Source organism: Paenibacillus sp. ACRSA, assembly GCF_022346845.1.
GTDB lineage: Bacteria > Bacillota > Bacilli > Paenibacillales > Paenibacillaceae > Paenibacillus.
This window is the reverse complement of record NZ_JAKRNP010000004.1, coordinates 367,023-384,917: the sequence shown is the minus strand read 5'-3', so window position 1 is coordinate 384,917 and position 17,895 is coordinate 367,023. Positions and strand designations below refer to the sequence as shown.

16 protein-coding genes are annotated in these 17,895 nt (G+C 46.3%); 2 read left to right on the top strand and 14 right to left on the bottom strand.

Annotation, left to right across the window (positions count from 1 at the left end; genetic code table 11):
* Positions 1-20: 20 nt before the first annotated feature.
* The gene (locus MH215_RS15175; protein ID WP_239291226.1) at positions 21-1,451 is read right to left on the bottom strand and encodes a DUF6385 domain-containing protein; all 1,431 of its coding nucleotides are present in this window, start codon (positions 1,449-1,451) and stop codon (positions 21-23) included.
* Positions 1,452-1,496: 45 nt separating this feature from the next.
* Positions 1,497-1,784 carry a DUF6385 domain-containing protein gene (locus tag MH215_RS29250; RefSeq protein ID WP_156395551.1) on the bottom strand — a complete coding sequence of 96 codons (288 nt, stop codon included), beginning with the start codon at positions 1,782-1,784 and terminating at the stop codon, positions 1,497-1,499.
* Between the two features lie 445 nt (positions 1,785-2,229).
* On the opposite strand from MH215_RS29250, the gene MH215_RS15165 reads away from it, so the two are divergent.
* Together MH215_RS15165 and MH215_RS15160 are read left to right on the top strand one after the other, a co-directional pair.
* Positions 2,230-2,772, top strand: a complete 543-nt coding sequence (locus tag MH215_RS15165; protein WP_239291225.1) for a hypothetical protein — start codon at positions 2,230-2,232, stop codon at positions 2,770-2,772.
* Between the two features lie 247 nt (positions 2,773-3,019).
* The gene (locus tag MH215_RS15160; protein WP_239291224.1) at positions 3,020-3,601 is read left to right on the top strand and encodes a hypothetical protein; all 582 of its coding nucleotides are present in this window, start codon (positions 3,020-3,022) and stop codon (positions 3,599-3,601) included.
* 156 nt (positions 3,602-3,757) lie between these two features.
* Here the strand turns inward: MH215_RS15160 and MH215_RS15155 are convergent, their stop codons facing one another.
* The 12 genes from MH215_RS15155 to MH215_RS15100 all read right to left on the bottom strand — a co-directional run bounded on the left by MH215_RS15155 (position 3,758) and on the right by MH215_RS15100 (position 17,794).
* Positions 3,758-5,110 (bottom strand): MFS transporter, encoded by a 1,353-nt coding sequence (locus MH215_RS15155; RefSeq protein WP_239291223.1) that lies wholly within the window; start codon positions 5,108-5,110, stop codon positions 3,758-3,760.
* Between the two features lie 119 nt (positions 5,111-5,229).
* The gene (locus MH215_RS15150) at positions 5,230-6,378 is read right to left on the bottom strand and encodes a winged helix-turn-helix domain-containing protein (RefSeq protein ID WP_239291222.1); all 1,149 of its coding nucleotides are present in this window, start codon (positions 6,376-6,378) and stop codon (positions 5,230-5,232) included.
* Between the two features lie 180 nt (positions 6,379-6,558).
* Entirely contained in the window at positions 6,559-7,353 is a 795-nt protein-coding gene (locus MH215_RS15145; RefSeq protein ID WP_056701790.1) for an ABC transporter ATP-binding protein, read from the bottom strand.
* 2 nt (positions 7,354-7,355) lie between these two features.
* Positions 7,356-8,282 (bottom strand): ABC transporter permease, encoded by a 927-nt coding sequence (locus tag MH215_RS15140; protein ID WP_343224585.1) that lies wholly within the window; start codon positions 8,280-8,282, stop codon positions 7,356-7,358.
* Between the two features lie 89 nt (positions 8,283-8,371).
* On the bottom strand, positions 8,372-9,421 hold the full coding sequence (locus tag MH215_RS15135; RefSeq protein WP_239291220.1) for an ABC transporter substrate-binding protein: 1,050 nt from the start codon (positions 9,419-9,421) through the stop codon (positions 8,372-8,374).
* 893 nt (positions 9,422-10,314) lie between these two features.
* On the bottom strand, positions 10,315-11,208 hold the full coding sequence (locus MH215_RS15130; protein ID WP_239291359.1) for an Rpn family recombination-promoting nuclease/putative transposase: 894 nt from the start codon (positions 11,206-11,208) through the stop codon (positions 10,315-10,317).
* 221 nt (positions 11,209-11,429) lie between these two features.
* Positions 11,430-12,059, bottom strand: a complete 630-nt coding sequence (locus MH215_RS15125; protein ID WP_343224584.1) for a helix-turn-helix transcriptional regulator — start codon at positions 12,057-12,059, stop codon at positions 11,430-11,432.
* Between the two features lie 22 nt (positions 12,060-12,081).
* The gene (gene trhO, locus MH215_RS15120) at positions 12,082-12,969 is read right to left on the bottom strand and encodes an oxygen-dependent tRNA uridine(34) hydroxylase TrhO (RefSeq protein WP_239291216.1); all 888 of its coding nucleotides are present in this window, start codon (positions 12,967-12,969) and stop codon (positions 12,082-12,084) included.
* A 296-nt stretch (positions 12,970-13,265) separates the two neighbouring features.
* Positions 13,266-14,375: a TolB-like translocation protein gene (locus MH215_RS15115; RefSeq protein WP_239291214.1), complete on the bottom strand. Its 1,110-nt coding sequence runs from the start codon at positions 14,373-14,375 to the stop codon at positions 13,266-13,268.
* 55 nt (positions 14,376-14,430) lie between these two features.
* Positions 14,431-15,939 carry a sensor histidine kinase gene (locus tag MH215_RS15110; protein ID WP_239291212.1) on the bottom strand — a complete coding sequence of 503 codons (1,509 nt, stop codon included), beginning with the start codon at positions 15,937-15,939 and terminating at the stop codon, positions 14,431-14,433.
* Complete coding sequence (locus MH215_RS15105) at positions 15,936-16,646, bottom strand: response regulator transcription factor (RefSeq protein ID WP_239291210.1); 711 nt, start codon at positions 16,644-16,646, stop codon at positions 15,936-15,938. Before MH215_RS15105 ends, MH215_RS15110 begins: the two co-directional genes overlap by 4 nt.
* 269 nt (positions 16,647-16,915) lie before the next feature.
* Positions 16,916-17,794: a helix-turn-helix transcriptional regulator gene (locus MH215_RS15100; RefSeq protein ID WP_239291358.1), complete on the bottom strand. Its 879-nt coding sequence runs from the start codon at positions 17,792-17,794 to the stop codon at positions 16,916-16,918.
* Positions 17,795-17,895: the final 101 nt, after the last annotated feature.

Below are 17,895 nucleotides of genomic sequence, written 5' to 3'. Positions count from 1 at the left end.
CTATATGATGATCGATCGGGTTATGTGCCTTGTCCATTGAAGATGACATCAATTGTAGTGGGTGATCCGATGAGACTGGAACGATAGGATAGGCGTGTATATTTGAGGAATCGCTGTGGCACCAATACATCCACCGATCCAGATAATATACCTGTGACGGTTGTTACATCGGTATACCAGTTCGTTCCGTTAGCACTGATCTCAACGCGGGCATCGACCCGATTGACTCCTGGGCCTCGGTTGTATACGAAGAAGGAATACGTTCCGAATACACTGGTGGTCACTGCTGGAAGGGCTGTAAAAGCATTCGCGGTAGGTGTACCAATCAACTGTGATTCCTGAAAGCTCTTCTGTGATATAGAAGTTACGCTGCTCAGCGTTCCCGCTGTAATGGTTGCTCCAAGCACACTGGTAATGGTTCCATTCAGCAGATTGGTCAACGTTCCTGCCGTAATGGTCGCTCCCAGAACACTTGTGATCGTACCATTCAGTAAGTTCGTTAACGTTCCGGCAGTCACGGTTGCTCCGAGTACGCTAGTAATGGTGCCGTTCAGCAGGTTTGTTAATGTTCCTGCGGTAATGGTTGCTCCTAATACACTTGTAATCGTACCATTCAGCAAGTTGTTTAACGTCCCTGCCGTGATGGTTGCTCCAAGCACGCTTGTGATCGTACCGTTGAGCAAATTGCTCAGCGTTCCCGCGGTAATCGTTGCACCAAGCACACTGCTAATCGTTCCCGCTGTGATGGTTGCACCAAGCACACTCGTGATCGTACCATTCAACAGGTTCGTCAGCGTCCCTGCCGTTACCGTCGCGCCGAGTACACTCGTAATCGTTCCGGCTGTAATCGTTGCTCCAAGTACACTCGTGATTGTACCATTCAACAGGTTCGTCAGCGTCCCTGCCGTTACCGTCGCGCCGAGTACACTCGTAATCGTTCCGGCTGTAATCGTTGCTCCAAGTACACTCGTAATTGTACCATTGAGCAAGTTCGTCAGCGTTCCTGCTGTGACGGTCGCCCCGAGCACACTCGTAATGGTTCCCGCTGTAATGGTTGCTCCAAGTACACTCGTAATCGTACCATCCAACAGGTTCGATAGCGTTCCTGCCGTGATCGTTGCTCCGAGCACGCTGGTGATTGTACCATTCAATAAATTTGTCAGTGTTCCCGCCGTCACTGTAGCTCCCAGCACACTATTGATTGTACCAGCTGTAATCGTTGCGCCAAGTACACTTGTAATGGTTCCGTTGAGAATGTTTGTAATCGTTCCTGCATTAATCGTAACGGTAGTCAAACCTGAAATGTTACTGATTGTCCCGTCCAAAATAATACCAACCATATTGCCGCTTGTATCGGTTCTGACAGGTTGAGCTGTCCCCGTGCTATCCTGACCGAAGATCAAGGTTCGCAAGTTATCGGGATTGGTATTAAACGTTGTAAAGTTAGGCATGCGCCTCGTCCTCCTCCCTGGTCATATCTGTCTTAATATACCCCTTTACCGCACACGTTGTGCCTGAAAATAAACATCGAGCCTTGTTGGTTGATCTGGCTGAACCGATTGAATAACCAGCCGAGTATAGTGTAAAAATCGCTGTGGCACCAAAGCCTTCGTCTGACCTCCCGCGATCACCTCCTGGCTGTCCACGGCATAATCCACGGCATTGGGGCTGACTTGAATCTGCACAAGGGCCGGATGTTCACCCCGGTTCACGATGCCATATGTGTACATGCTGAGCGATGAGGTATCCTGTGCCGGCAGAGGTTGGGTCGTATTTTGGGTCACGGCTCCGACATACGTATGCTCGGTAAAACAGTGAGTAGCACCAGGGAGTTTGGTATGTGAGGAAGTACCCTGCTTGAACCGAGGACGCGTAATCCGGGAACAAGGGGGTTTCAGCAATTTAGCGCGGCAGGAACGACGAGGTTGGCGGCGGTTTGCATATTTAGTTGATGGATGCGATTTTTTCTTGCATCGCTTCGCTGTTCGACTCATCTCAATTTCCCCTTAAAAAATGTGCTTCCGCATCGTATGCCTTTATTTAAAATACGGGCACGGCATCTGCCGCTATTTCCAGTTTTCCTCATTTTGTCCCAAACCCTTCAACCTTTTCCCTCATACAATGCAAGTACAATGGAGCATACGAGAGAAGGCTTGTTCTAGGGCTTGTTGATTCTGATTTTGGGAGCAATCTCTATAGCTATAGAGTTATCTATTGGTCGTAAGGGAGGTGGAAGAGATAACGAACTATAATGTGTTCAATCAGTCGAACGGCCCTTTATTCACACAGTTGACTAATACGTTCTCCGCTCCTGGTATTGAGGCTTCGGCAGAGAGCGGAGCCGCGGCGGCTGGTAGTTTTTTTACACTGACTACGAATAACTCCTCCATTCCCTCCAACCAAAACCTTCTGTTGCAGATCATCAATGCGGCTGGCAGTGGCAGAACGATACGGATATCAAGCATACTAGGAGGCACCACAGCAGCGGCAACCTTGGTTATATATTCGGGGGGAACAGTTGCAGGCAGCAATGCACCTGTTCCAGTCAATACCTTACTTGGTAATGCCAACGCCAGTGTTGTCACCACAAGGCAAAATACAGGCACACTCGGCGGTGCATTCACAAGTCTCATCAGTATTCCGCTAACGGCAGGTATGTACATGCTGGATTTTAATGGTGCACTCGTTGTTCCTCCGGGACAGACATTATCGATTAGTCTGGGTACGGGGAATCAGACCGCAGCGATCAATCTATCGTGGTGGGAATTCTAATCTACTTATAGTGCGTGTTCAAAAAGGACGGTTTTCAGTACCGAGAAGATGGGATGAAGATCGAAATGGAGTAGCGGAGCGTAGGCAAACCTACGTGAGCAACTACATTGTTTCCTAAGGAAACAAACTTCGTAAGCATCCCACTTATTTCGGCTGAATCCCAACTTCGATGCTGAGATGCCTCAGGGCATTCTTCGTAATCAAAAGCGGATTTTTTGAATAATCTCTTATAAAGGTGGTGTATACTGTGCCGAATAATAATGTATTCAATCCTTTAAGTCAGCCCGTCTATACCTCCAATACAAACACCTTTACTTCCCCCGGCATTGTTGCTCCACCTGAGACGGATGCCGGTAACACAGGCAACCTATATAACGCAGGTTCAACCAACTCAACAACGCTTGGATTGTTAGGAGGTAGCGTCATTGCAACGGTACAACTAACCAATCCTGTGGGTAGCGGTCGAACCTTATATGTATCACGACTCTCTGGCGGGATTACGGTAGGGCTCAACCTTCTGTCTTCCTTTAGTGGTTCGATGATACTAAGCGCTAATGGCACACTAACCACACCAACCACTATAGCCGCAGTGAACAGCAATCTATCCAGCAGTAATACCAGCGTTGCAACGGTACGTGCCTCCGCTTCCGCTCCATCCGGAGCAACGACAATTATGGCGATGCCTCTACAGGCTGGGCCATTTGCATCGAGTGTATGGGGGCAATATGTTGTTCCCCCAGGTCAGTCGATCAATCTGACTGTTAGTGGCTCCCTTTCCGTTGCGGGCTTACTAGCCTCAACTGCTTACTTTGCTTGGTGGGAAGTGTAACTTGGTAAAACACTTCTTCTTGCTACTCTGCTGCATGCTACGCTACGCATGCCAAAGAACAGCCGCTTCTGGTGAAAAACCAGCAACGGCTGTTCATGTTTTAATTTACAGCATCCAATCGTGATCAAGTTGGTCGCAAACGATAGCGAGTCAAACTTATTCTTGTAAGGTAGCTACGGGAGATTTCCCCTCTGCCCATAAGACACGTTGCAGTACGATGCCTATGATCCCAATCATAAATGTGGCAATACCGATGTATTGGAACGCTGGGCTCGCCCCGGCCGAACGAATCAAAATCCCCCCTACAAGAGGAGCAACAACCAGCACCACACTGGATAAAGAATTTTGAATACCGAACACTCGGCCTGTGAAGGCAGGAGGGGTTTCCTTTTGCAACAGGTAATTCAGTGTAACCATAAAGAGTCCATTGCCTACCCCAATGAATAGTCCCCATACGACGATCCAGAATAGAGCAGTCTCTGAACCGATCCAGCCCAAGGCAGCAATGCCAGCACCGATGAGCAGATAACCTCCTCCAAGTCCCCATCCATAGCCGATTCGTGGCAATCGATTTAAGAGCAAAATGATAGCTACCGCACCCGCACCTGCGGATGAACCAAGCCAACCAACCATAGCTTCATGACCTGGTTTGATCTCACGAAACAGTGTGGTGAACTGATAATCGATCATCAGGATCGCCATCAGACCCATACAGCCAAACACCAACGTACTCATAATTTTGCGGCTGTCTCGAATAAATCTCCAACCCTCCTGCCATTGTGCACGAAACGACTCTGGCTGAGTTTCATTTCGAGGTTCATGCTGAGCTTTAGTTTCCTTTGTCTGCGCGTTACCCCTGAGAGCACTTGATAGCTTATCGTCCTCGGACAACTGTCGCAATGGCCATAAGATTGCACCAGATATCAGGCGAGTGACCGCGTTAACGACAATACACACTTGAGGTGAAAATAACGTAAGTATCACGGCACCAAGCAGCGGCCCAGCAACTTTGGAGCACTGTGCTACGAATCCGTTCATGGCAGATGCCTGGAATAGATGCTCCTCCGCCACTACCTGGCGCGTCAATGCCTGTTGGGCTGGAACATGCAGTACACCCATCGTAGCTCGAAGCGCCAGAAGCGGGAGCAGCCATAATGCACTTGGGGCAAATAAAATGGCAATGGTCAGCACCACCGTAATCGCATCGCATAGTAACATGATCCTCACCTTCTGTACACGATCGGCTAGTGTACCTGCGAGCGAGCCTAGTAGTATCCCCGGAACCGCCATGCATACCGGAATAAGTGCAATGATGAATGGATCGACTCCCCAGCGATAGGCAACCATCACCTGAATGGCGAGTGTATCGAACCAGTCTCCAAATGTCGCCAGTGCATAGGCGACAAACATCCGCATAAATGTAGCATTTGATTTTAATGTCGTGGGTGGTGTCTTAGGTACAGTGGAACCATCTAAAGATTCATTTGATGGATTAGAAATAGTCGTCATTGTAGTAGCTCCTCCTCTGATTACAACCGTGCACTCGCGATGAGTAGAACACGTGGTACTTGGTTGTAATCATAGTGGAGTTATATCAGAGGAAGATCAGATGAATTGTGATTAGGGGACTAACGGGACAGAAATTGTTGAACTTCATCTACAATGAGCGAGCCGTATCGCGGTACCCCATACATTTTGGCGATGTCCTCATAGAGCTGACTATATTTCTTGAATAAACGCCCTTCAATCCGATGATGCACCATAAACAATAGCACCTGTTTGGATGAATTCAGACATAACGGTGCATTCAAGGTCATTTTGAGTACGTCTAGGCCATCATCCAATCGGAGTTCTGCCTCTCGATCTCGTCCTTGTCTTAGCAACCATAGTCCTTCCATGACCTGAAACCGTCCAATTTCACGTAGGTATGGAGCAGCCTTCAATCCAGAGCGGAGATGAGCAATCTGTGCTTCCACCGCTTCAGCACTCCCGCCCCACAACTCTACATACAGCTCAGCAAGCCCTACAGGTAATTGGAAGTTAACCATCTCATCCGTTTCAATGACGCTATACGTTTCTTGTAATTGCTTCTTAGCTCGGGCATACTGTCCTACCTCTGCATAAACTTCGATGATATTAAGAATACGAAGCTCCTCTTGCTGTTCCGGTGATAATGCGGATGAATGTAGAGCCATTTCGTATAATCGTAATGCTTCAGCAGGCTCAACAAGTGCATGTACAAAGATCAGCAGCCAGTATAGACGCTCCTCAAATGTGATCTCTTCCGTTGTTATTAGCCATTCAAGATCACCTTGGATAAAGTGAATATAGATGCGGTAGTACGCATCCATCTGAATGCCTAATACCTCCTGCTGATTCATTAAGGTAAGTAGCGACTTTCCTTGCCCAAATAAATGATATTTGCGAAACAATCCTTGTATAACTTCCCGCATATCCTGGTCGTACATAGAGGGATTATCAGGTAGGGCGGATCGGTTCTCTTGAAGAGTGAGTCGGTAACCATACCCGCGTACTGTATCCAGCCTAACTTCATTCCAGGGCTTTAACTTTTTCCGAAGACGATAGACATGATCATCCACAGTGCGCTCGACAGGATATTCTAACGGCCACACGCGATCTAGAAGCTGACTGCGAGTGAATGCTTTCCCTCTGTTTTCATAGAGAAAATGTAGCAAAGCAAACTCCTTCGCGAGCAAAGACACCGAGTCGGTGCGCCGGGAGACCGTATATGTACTTTCCTCGAACTGCAATGACATGCGTCTTCCTCCTACCTGAAACTTCTATGAGATCAAAATCATATAAACTCCATCATCTTAACACACAAAAACCTTTTGCGTTCTCGCAAAAGGTTCTTATCTTGAATACTTTCATAAGCAGGTACCTAATACACTAAAAGTTATCTTACTAGGTATTTTTCAGATAAAATGCACTGTTCTCTATCCCAGTACTACGCGGTCGTCTGCCATTTTCTTACCACTAATGCGTTCGAACTCGCCAAGCAGCTCAGAGACGGTCAATGTGCGCTTGCGTTCTTCGCTAACATCCAGAATAATTCGGCCTTTGTCCATCATGATCAGACGGTTCCCCAGGCGAATCGCCTGCTCCATGTTATGCGTGACCATAAGCGTAGTCAGTCTCATCTCACGAACTAACGTCTCGGTTAGCTCCGTAATCAGTTCCGCCCGTGAAGGGTCAAGTGCTGCCGTGTGCTCATCGAGCAGCAGAATCTGCGGCTGCGTGAATGTGGCCATGAGCAGACTAAGTGCTTGACGCTCCCCGCCAGACAACAGACCTACCTTGGCATTCGGCCGTTTCTCGAGTCCAATACCCAGCTTCTCTAGCTGAGCATTGAAAATTTCTCGTCTTGCACGGGTAACCCCAAAGCCAAGTCCACGTCCCTTGCCACGCTTATAGGCCATCGCCATATTTTCTTCAATGGACATATGCGGTGCGGTACCTGCCATCGGATCCTGGAACACCCTGCCAATCCAGCTGCTGCGCTTATGCTCTGGCAGGTTTTTGATCGAACGGTCATGGATCAGCACATCGCCCATATCCGGTTTCATCACACCTGATATGATGTTCATCAGCGTGGACTTCCCTGCTCCATTACTGCCAATTACGGTGACGAAGTCTCCCGGGTTCATCGTTAGATTCACACCAACCAGTGCAGTCTTCTCATCCGTTGTGCCTGGATTGAACAGCTTGGTGACTTGTGTAATGTCCAGCATGATCACATGCCTCCCTTCGTCGCCCTTTGACCTGTCGATTGCATCAGCTCTTGCATCCTTCTGCGTGCCAGCTTCTTTTGTTTCATTGAGCGTCGCAGGGAAGGGAACACGAGAGCAATAATAACAATAATAGCAGTAATCAATTTCATGTCAGACGTATCGAACCAAGGCACTTCAAGTGCGATTGCCACAACAATCCGATATATGATTGAACCGACCACAGCCGCCAGGGTTGCCCAGAATACAGTTCTTGCCCCTAGAATCGCTTCTCCGATAATAACTGAGGCAAGTCCGATAACGATCATACCAATCCCCATCGTAATATCTGCAAAGCCAGCTTGCTGCGCAATAAATGCTCCAGACAAAGCAACCAATCCGTTGGACAGGCTGACACCAACAATTGTCGTTACATCGGTATTGGCTCCAAAGCTTCGGATCATACGTTTGTTATCCCCTGTTGCACGAAGCGCAAGTCCGATATCTGTTTTCATAAACAGGTCCAGCATGATCTTGAATAGCAGTACAACGATGATAATGATGACCATGACATGCTCACCCGAGAACGGACTGTCCATACCCATAATGGACTTATTCGGTGCCCCGCCTAGAATACGCAGGTTGATGGAGTACAGGGCAATCATCATCAGGATACCGGATAACAAGCCATTAATTTTACCCTTCGTATGAAGCAATCCCGTACATATACCAGCCAACATGCCCCCACCCATTGCCGCAAGACAGGCGAGCCAAGGAGAGAAATCGTTCGAGATCATCACCGCCGCAATGGCTCCTCCTGTTGTGAAACTTCCGTCAACGGTGAGATCGGGGAAGTCGAGGATTCGGAACGTAATATATACGCCGAGTGCCATTAATGCATATAACAGACCGAGCTCTATCGCTCCTTCAATTGAACTCCAGCTTATACTCACGTTGCTTCCTCCCTATTTACCTGAAAAGAATGAGGCGAACCGACCTGCATGTTCGCCTCGTTCCACTCACCCGGTTATGCCCCGGTCAATTATTGAATAATGTTATTGTCCTGATCCTTCACTTCTGCCTTCATCTCATCGGTAACTGTGATACCTTGAGCTTCAGCTGCTTTCAGGTTCAGAATTAGATCCAGCTTATCTGGAACGGTTACTTTCATATCTCCTGGGTTTGTGCCGTTCTTCAGAATATCCGCAGCCATTTCTCCCACTTGATATCCGTGATCATAATATTTGAAGCCAACAGTTGCAAAAGCACCCTTTTCAACCGTATCCCGGTCACTAGAGAAGAACGGAATTTGGTTTTTGTTTGCCGTCTGAATGATCGTATCTACCGCACTAACAACAGAGTTGTCGAGTGTGATATAGAAAGCATCGACTTTACCCACCAGGGAATCCGTCGCTTGTTTAACTTCAGATGTATTGGTCACAGGGGCTTTAACCAGGGCAATGCCATGCTTCGCAAGAGCCTCTTCCGCATTTTTCGCCATGACCACTGCGTTCGGTTCACCTTCGTTAATGACAAGGCCTACCGTTTTGATATCCGTTAGATGTTTAGCAATAAAATCAGCCAGCTGCACAATAGCTTCTGGGTTGGTGTCGGATGCACCCGTTATGTTGCCACCCGGCTTGTCCATGTCACTCACCAGTTTAGCCCCTAGTGGATCGGTTACCGCTGCGAAGAGTAATGGCTTCTCCTTCACTTGCTGAGCCAAGGCTAATGCAGATGGTGTAGCGATCCCAAGTACAAGATCATTTTTGGAATCTCCAGAGATTTTCTGAGCAATGGATAGATTATTCGTTGAATCGCCTTGCGCATTATTATAGTCAATGCTGAGGTTCTTGTTCTCTTCGATCCCTGCATCCTTCAGCGCTGCAATGAATCCTTCACGTGTAGCATCAAGTGACGGATGTTCTACGATTTGTGAGATAGCGATGCGATATGATTTCTCTGCGCTTCCTTCGCCTGCACTGCCGCCAGTGCCCTCAGATTCAGTAGCTGTACCGCCATTATTACCGCAACCAGCTGCTACGATCATCGATGCAACCATCATTAGAGACAACCAAAATTTCTTTTTCATGTGAGAACCCCTCTCCATCGAATAAAATGTTGTTGCCCTCATCACTCTGTTGACACGATAGGGCGGGACATAGCGAACGCATCAACGCATTGTTGCTTTTATCGACAAAAGCAGACAAATGCAGACGATCCTCCATGTGACTGATGACCATGACCGATGTTTGTCTTTTATTGTTTCCCTAATATTAAGGGGCGTCCTCCTTCCCGTCAATGGTTGAACCGCTTCCAATTTGGATTAATTGATTATCGGTGATAGAAAACATTACACAAACCAAAAAGACAACCCATAAGTTACATGGGCTGTCTAGGACGTGACTGGAAAGGTTCTTAAAAAAGCAGGTTTGATGAATTTCTGGTTCAAGCAAGGACGTTTACCGCGGGCATGCTGGGGTACATCAAGGGAAAGTGATCCAGTAGGATTGAGAAGATGACCGATGATAAAAGGGGGACAATGCACTTAAGTTAGCGTCAGATGTGAGAATCACGACTCTTGATCATGCTCCATCTCTAACGAACTCAGTCGGCCTTATTCTCGGTAAAATTGCATTCAGGAAATTCTAACGAATCGTTGACACGCTAATACGCCTTTTGGGCGCTAGGATTAGATCCATTACGCTGTATTTCGTCGTATAACGTTTCTCAGATTCGTTACCATTTCCATTGGTCGTTATATGGCCGAATAAGGTCTCTCAGATTCGTTAACACCGACGGTGTAGAGAGAAGGGCTCGTTGATGCTTCGTCTCCTCGTTGCCTTCTTCGCTTTATTTCAAATTATTCTACAATAATTATTTTTCAGACAATTCCTACTTTTATTTAATATTCTCAGTGTCGCTGGAGGTTGTGCACCAAAGGACACCGATCATGCAATTCGATTCCTCTATATAGTAGTGTGTTTAGTTCTGCTCTTCCTGTATCACTTTTAGTTCAGCAGAGGTTAGTCCTGTGGCTTTCATAATGGTATCTTGGTCAAGACCCATGGAAAGCATATTTTGTGCGATCTTGCGTTTACTCTCTGCTTCTCCTTCTTTCATGCCTTCTTTAATCCCTTCTTCCATGCCTTTCTTCAATCCTTCTTCACGTGCACCTTCAATCATTGATGCCTCATCGCGCAAAAACTTTTGCCGTGCCTCGTATTGTTGACGCGCCTGTTCATCTTGACTTAGAAACTCCAACACACTCATGGCCTTCTTCAATGCAGGTTCCAATTCATGCATCATTAACGCCTCCCAGCTAGATTTTGTTATTCCTTTAAGAAATAATAACCAGCGCACTAATCCGTCTTCCATCTTGATATTGGTATCGTTTAACTTAGGAATCTCCATAAAGTGAATTTCTAAATCATCTGTCAACGGTATATGTGTAGTATCTTCTCTTAAATGAAATACGTTGTGGTACTGATCATTAGGAAGCATACTGAAATTTATAATATTAATTGTCACACATTTTTTGAGCTGACTATAACGCTGACCCTCAAGTAATTGTCCGGAGAATTGTTTTCCCCAATAAAACAAAGTTCTTTTCTCTAAATCATACTGGTTAAACAACTGCATTTCCACATTAATTAGTTTGCCCATATCTGTTTTTGCGTGAATATCCAGTATGGACTGCTTTTCTCTCGGTGTATTCTTGTCCGTATATGGATTAAGTAATACAATTTCTGTTAGTAGGGACTCCCCTGCGTTCTTAAACGTTTGATTAAGGAAAGCCAGAAGTACATCCTTATTATCCTCACTTCCAAAAATCCGTTTAAATATGTAATCATTCTTGGGATCAAGCAGTTCATTCATCATTGTTCACTCCTATGTGCAAAGTTGACAGAATATACGAGTTGAGTTTCCAACAAATATATAGATGTAGAAAAGCACCGGATGCTTGTTCCATTATAACACGCATACAAGTATTTAAGTAACGTATTTACGTAATACCCAATCAAAAAAAGACTGTTTCGACAGATCGAAACAATCGTATATGTTAACCTATTCATGTTAACTCACCATCATTAATTCCCTTATGCTTCACGAATCTGATATGTGCATTTCTTGCCACCATCGGCATAACATTCTGTGCGCTCCACATCAGCCTTCAGCAACGAACGGAATAGCTCTAATTCACAGCGACAAGCCTGTTTATATACACTTGCCACCTGCACAATTGGACAGTTCAGTTCCGTAATGACATAAGTACCGTCATCCTCTTGCGAAGCATCTGCCATATATCCGTTGTTATTTTGAATACGCGCCAGTTCCTCTACACGTCCAGCCAGATCCTGACCCTCCATCTGAGGCAAACCATTACGCAACAGTTTATCCCGGCGGCTCTCAAACAACGTATCTACAATGCCGCTTCCCGCAGATTCCGATAGTTCCTCTAACAACTCCAGTGTAAGCGAAGGATAAGACTTCGGGAAAAAATTATCTCCCAGCCCCGTCAGATGATACACCGATGACGGGCGTCCTGCTGTAGCACGGGCTTCATGAACCTCAATTAGCCCTTCTTGCTCCAGTGACGTAAGGTGACGGCGAATAGCCATACCTGTCAGCCCCAGTTCAGCCGTTATCTCCCTCGCGGTCAACGTGCCTTGTCGCTTCAGCATGAACAAGATCCGTTCACGCGTCGTCATTTCATCTTCACGTTTCACGTGCAGCACCTGCTCTCCCTGCTTATGCGTGTACTGGCGCTGCCTCCCGGCAAGCATCCGAGCAAAAGCGGTTATGCGTCTCTTCGCAATCCTCACAGCTAACATGCTGTAGGTTGCAGGTTGGACAATTAATATATCGGTCATGCGTTGTTCCGCAGTGATAGCAGCTACCAATCACAATATCTTCGTCTGTACGATTGATTGGTACGGAAATACGCTCATCAAATACATAACATTTACCATCAAACAAACGACCCTGTACTTCTGGATCTTTACCGTACGTTACAATGCCGCCCTCGAGTTGAGCTACATCCTGGAACCCTTCATTAATCATGAATCCAGTCAGCTTCTCACAACGAATACCGCCCGTGCAGTAGGTAATGATCTTTTTGTCCTTCATATCGCCCAGATTATCTCGAATCCATTCTGGAAACTCACGGAATGATTCGACGTCCGGACGGATCGCTCCGCGGAAGTGACCAATTTCGTATTCATAGTCATTACGTCCATCGATTACGATAACGTCATCACGTTGCAAATGCTCGTGGAACTCCTTCGGTGAGAGACGTTTGCCGCTAACCACATTGGGGTCAAGCTCTTCGTCCACACGGAAGGTGACCAACTCTGCTTTGTGACGAACAAATATTTTTTTGAACGCATGCTCTTCTACATCATCAATCTTAAACACCATATCGCTAAAGAGCGGGTTCGCATGCATGTCCTTCATGTATTGCTCCGTCTGTTCTGGCGTCCCCGACACAGTGCCGTTTATGCCTTCAGCAGCAATGAGAATACGTCCTTTGACACCTAGATCCTTACAATATTGCAGATGCTCTTGCGTAAATGCTTCAGGATCTTCAATCTTCACGAACTTATAATATAAAAGCACGCGATACGCGCTGTTACACATGTATATCACCTGTTCCTATTCCATGTTGATATTGGCCGGATTCCCGGCATGCCGACAACGGTGTGCCCTTGCTTCGTAAACTAATCATTCCAATCGACGATACATATGCATACTTGTCAAAAAGAAAAAGAAACAGCCGCCCGAAACAAATGTCTCGAACTGCTGCACAACATTCGACTTTAATTCCTGCATTCTAGTTTATCGGAAGCGCACGGACTTAGTCAATATAAATGTATAGAAAGGCAAGCAAGTTATGGAATTATACTGGATCTTTCCCTTCCATTAATCGATTCAACTCACTCTGAGATCGTAATGATAGAAGTCTCAAAGTGATAACCTGCACTGTCCAGCACAGACTGTGACAGCAATATTTTACTGCCTTCTGGGCTCCAAGCAAGCGGATCAGACACGTTATCCATGTCCGCAGAGATCTGGAATTGTTCGGCCGACTCGGTGTTAGACACAAACAATCCTTTTTCGTTATCACTCTCGGAATTGATTGTATAGGCAATTTTGGAATCATCTTGCGACCAGCTTGTGCCAAAAATTTGCGTGCCGCGCGCAAGTGTAGCTTTCTCATTGCCTTCTAGATCAGTAAGCACTAGTGCACGCTTCGTATCGGCTGTCTTTTTCACAATGGCTAGTCTCGTACCATCGTTGGACGGAATGACCCACTCCACGCTTTTCAGTAACTGCTTCACTTCGCCAGTCTCCGCATCGTAAGCGTTCAGTTGACCGTCCTCACCCGTAATGTAGTACACTGCGCTGCCGGAAACCTCTACACTACGAATGTTGAAGCTACCTACCTCGACTAACACTTTCGTCTTCCCTTCGACATCGGCCGAGACCAGATTTCCTTCCATATTCGGATACACAACATGTGTATTATCAAGCCATGCACCTTCACCTACAAATCCCATATCCTTACCCGTTTGTACAGACTCGCCGTTATTCAGATTCAGAATGAAGCCTTTACCCACACTCTCCTCAGGCTCACGATAGAAAACATATTGCCCATCCGGTGAAGCCATCGGTGCCGCCAAGCTGACATCACTCTCTTTTATCAACGTATCTGTTCCTTTTGCAAGGTCATGCATATATATATTGTGCGGATACCGCTCTTCTCCCTCAACCGTGACTGGCTTGAGATCTTGATTTGGCTTATCTAGTAAAATTAAATCAGACGATAACCAATCCACGCCGCGAATATTTGCGATTTTATCGATTTTCTCAAGCTTGAAGCTCTGGTATACGGATGGATTCGTATTATCTTTAACGACGATATCTGTCCCTCCTGCGCCACTTCCCATGCTACCGTTCGTTCCTGTATTTCCCCCACATGCAACTAAAGACAAGAGTGTTATCGTCCCAACCGCACCTAAAGCCATCTGTTTCCAATTCATCATGTTCCCCCCTGAATGCTGTCTATAGATCAATCATACCGATGGGTTACATCCAAAGTTATTCAGAATTGTTTCCAACTTGTAAACTTGGATTCACAAGTGGAAAAGTCAATTCAAACGTTGTTCCTTCTTCTTCGTCCTTATGCAGCGGTACTAGCTGAATGGTTCCGCCCTGTTTTTCTACAAATTGCTTCACGAGTGACAGCCCCAGGCCTGTGCCCCCGGTCTTTCTGGCTCGATCTTTGTTAACGGTGTAAAAAGGTTCAAATATCTTCTCACGTGACTCTTCTGGAATCGGTGTGCCCGAGTTGAAGATATGAATAACCGCCTTCTGTTCTTCCACACGTGGTTCACTGTAGACACGAATCACACCGGCTGGTTCGTTATACTTAATAGCGTTGTCCAACAGATTGATGAAGATGTGCATTAGATTCTCACGGTCACTGTGAATGGTTGCAGACTCTAGATTCAGTTCCATCACGAGCCCGAATTTCTCCGCTTTGCCGCGCATCCGTCCACAAGCATCCTCCAGTAATGCCCGAACTTCGACATTCTCAGCCTGATTCTCAAAATCATACTTCTCCAGTGCCGAGATGTGCAGCACCTTCTCTACCATCTCATACAATCGCTCTGTTTCTTTGCCAATGTTATTCGTTGCATCCTCCAATAACTGAGGATCATCCTTGTACATGTTCAGTAATTCAACATAGGCCTTGATTGAGGTTAGTGGTGTCTTGAACTCATGACTGATGTTCCCGATATATTGTTTCTGCTGTTGTTCGAGCGCTTGAAGCTTCTCGATGGCCAGCTTCAGTTTCTGCTGCTCATCGTGCATCGCTGTAATATTCTGACGAATGGAGTTGCTCATATAATAGATGCCCTGACCTAGCTCCCCCAGTTCATCCTTCCGTTTCACAGGCGATGCTTCAATATAGTCTCCTTCGCGAATAGAATCCGCAGACTTCTTCAAGCGTGTGATCGCCACAGCAAATCGATTATAGAAAAGATAACCGAGAATAAAGCTTAACCCTACAACTGCAATTCCTGCCCACATAAATAAATTCAGAATTCGAGCATAGAATTCGTGATAACTCTGAATAGAATATTGCATCTGTACAGCGCCCATCTGCCCATCTGGTCCATCGAGTGGAGCAACATAGAGAAGCGTCTCCCCCTGCTCCCGGTACACGATCTTATTCTGAAGCACATAATTCAACGTCTCCGTCATATCTTCTGTACGTTCTCCGGTTGTGATGGATGAGCCGACCTGTTGTCCCTCCATATCATATAAAGCGATAGGAAGCCCTGTAGAGTTAGCGAGTTCCTGAGCAAGCCGGCGACCGCTCTGCTGTAGAAATGCGCCGGGCTCCAGGTGAATCGACTCCGTATAGTAGGACTGGCGCACGTTCAGATTCACCAGACGGGTCTGTTGTGACAGAATGTCCTCGATCTGCGTTTGCTGGTTGCGTTCGATACCACGTAATACGAGGTAGCTGAGCACAACGACCGTGAGAATCAGCAAGGCTGCGAGGAAAACACTGAATTTCAATTTGATGCTAATTCTCATATCCGTCCACTCGCTTCGGGAGCAGATGCCTTATATCCGATCCCGTAGACGGTTTGTAGCTTCTCCTGATCCGTATCACCAATTTTTTTGCGAAGGCGCTGAATATGGATATCCACCGTACGGGTACCTCCTGCATACTCCATCCCCCATACTCGATCCAGCAGATCATCCCGCGTGTATACGCGTTCTGGATTGGACATCAGAATGGTAAGTAGGTCGAACTCCTTTGGTGTCAGCTCCAGCTTCTCGCCATTTACGGTGACGGTGCGATGAGCAACATGAATACGCAGAGCTCCATTAATAATCGCTTGGCTCTTCTGATCCTCAGGTGGTGGACTGCTCTTCTCCACACGGCGCATCAGGGCTTTCACTCTGGCGAGCAGTTCGCGAATCTCGAACGGCTTCGTCATATAATCATCGGCGCCCATTTCCAGGCCCACGATTTTGTCTACAATATCATTTTTAACTGTTAATAAAATAATGCCAATATCCTCCCGATCCTCAAGTCTACGACATACACCGTAGCCATCGAGCTTCGGCATCATCACGTCTAGAATCATAACCTGCGGATGGAACGTTGCCACCTTCTCCAGTGCTTCTTCCCCATCATTCGCCGTCTCCACTTCATAGCCTTCACGGCGCAAAGCATAGGAGATGGCACTGACAATACTTGTTTCGTCATCCACAACCAGCACTTTTTTATTCATCGGATTCATCCTCTTCCGTTATTTCATCAGTTACTCCTGTGTTTATTGAACTCATATCAAGACGATTCATAGATATATGGTACCAAGGGTTTGGCAAATTGGCTATGCAGCCTGATTCACATCTTCACACCTAAGCAAATACCTTCGCCTGACATCCATATTCCCCAGCTTGAGCTTTGTCTCCCTTGTTTTATACCCCATGGATGACAAAAAGAGCCACCCCGTGTATCAGGTTGGCTATAATATGCACAAAGTATAGTACACATCTTCTATTCTTCGAATGACAGATTCACCGGTTCATCCATCATCTCATATTCGGTATCCATGTGGGTAACTGGCGTATTACGATCCACTTCTTCGAAACGGAAGCTATCCACCCACACTTTTCCTTTCCCGTATAAAATAACCCCAAATGATATAACTGCACTGCCCTCCGGCACATCGAGTACAATATGGTATTGATTCCAAGGCTGTGTGCCAGAAATCGACCGATCATGCATGTTATCAAACTGGAGAACATCCTGAACGTTATTATCCACACGCATCCATAAGCTACAGAAGTGCTCAACCTTCTCGGTCATGACGAATCCAGAGAACTTCATCCGTTTACCTACATACTTATCTGCTTTGAATTGCTGCATCATCGTAGCAAACTCATTCATCTCCATCGGTGTGATGGATTTCAAATACCCTGAGGATTTACCTTGATGTACCATTGTAGGATCTATGCCCATTTCATAATTTTGTGGGTGACCTCCTGTTAATATCCATCCTTGGACAGTTGATGTGTTGTTCATCCTTAATTCTCCTCCTCTAGATTTAGCTTGGAATAATTTCAGGTTAAACAATTTGCGAAATCGACCTGGCGGCAATCCGTACACCTTCTTAAATGCACGTGTGAACGCCTCCTGGCTTTCAAACCCACAGCCCAGGGAAATGTCCAAGATTCCTATATTTGTGGATCTAAGTATGGTCGAAGTGTCACTCAAACGGCGGTTGCGAATATATTCTACAACGGTCATGCCTACCTCTTTCCGAAATACACGGTGATAGTGATAGGGCGATAATCCAGCTCCTGAAGCCACTTCTTCAAGCCCTATATTTTCGTACAGATGGGTCTCAATAAAATACAGACTTTGCTGTACCATTTCACTGTATGGATTCAAATTGAAGTGCAGCCCCCTTCTATATCTGTACTATACGGAAATGAGACGTAATCGTTTTGATCATTTTTGCGATATTTGTGATT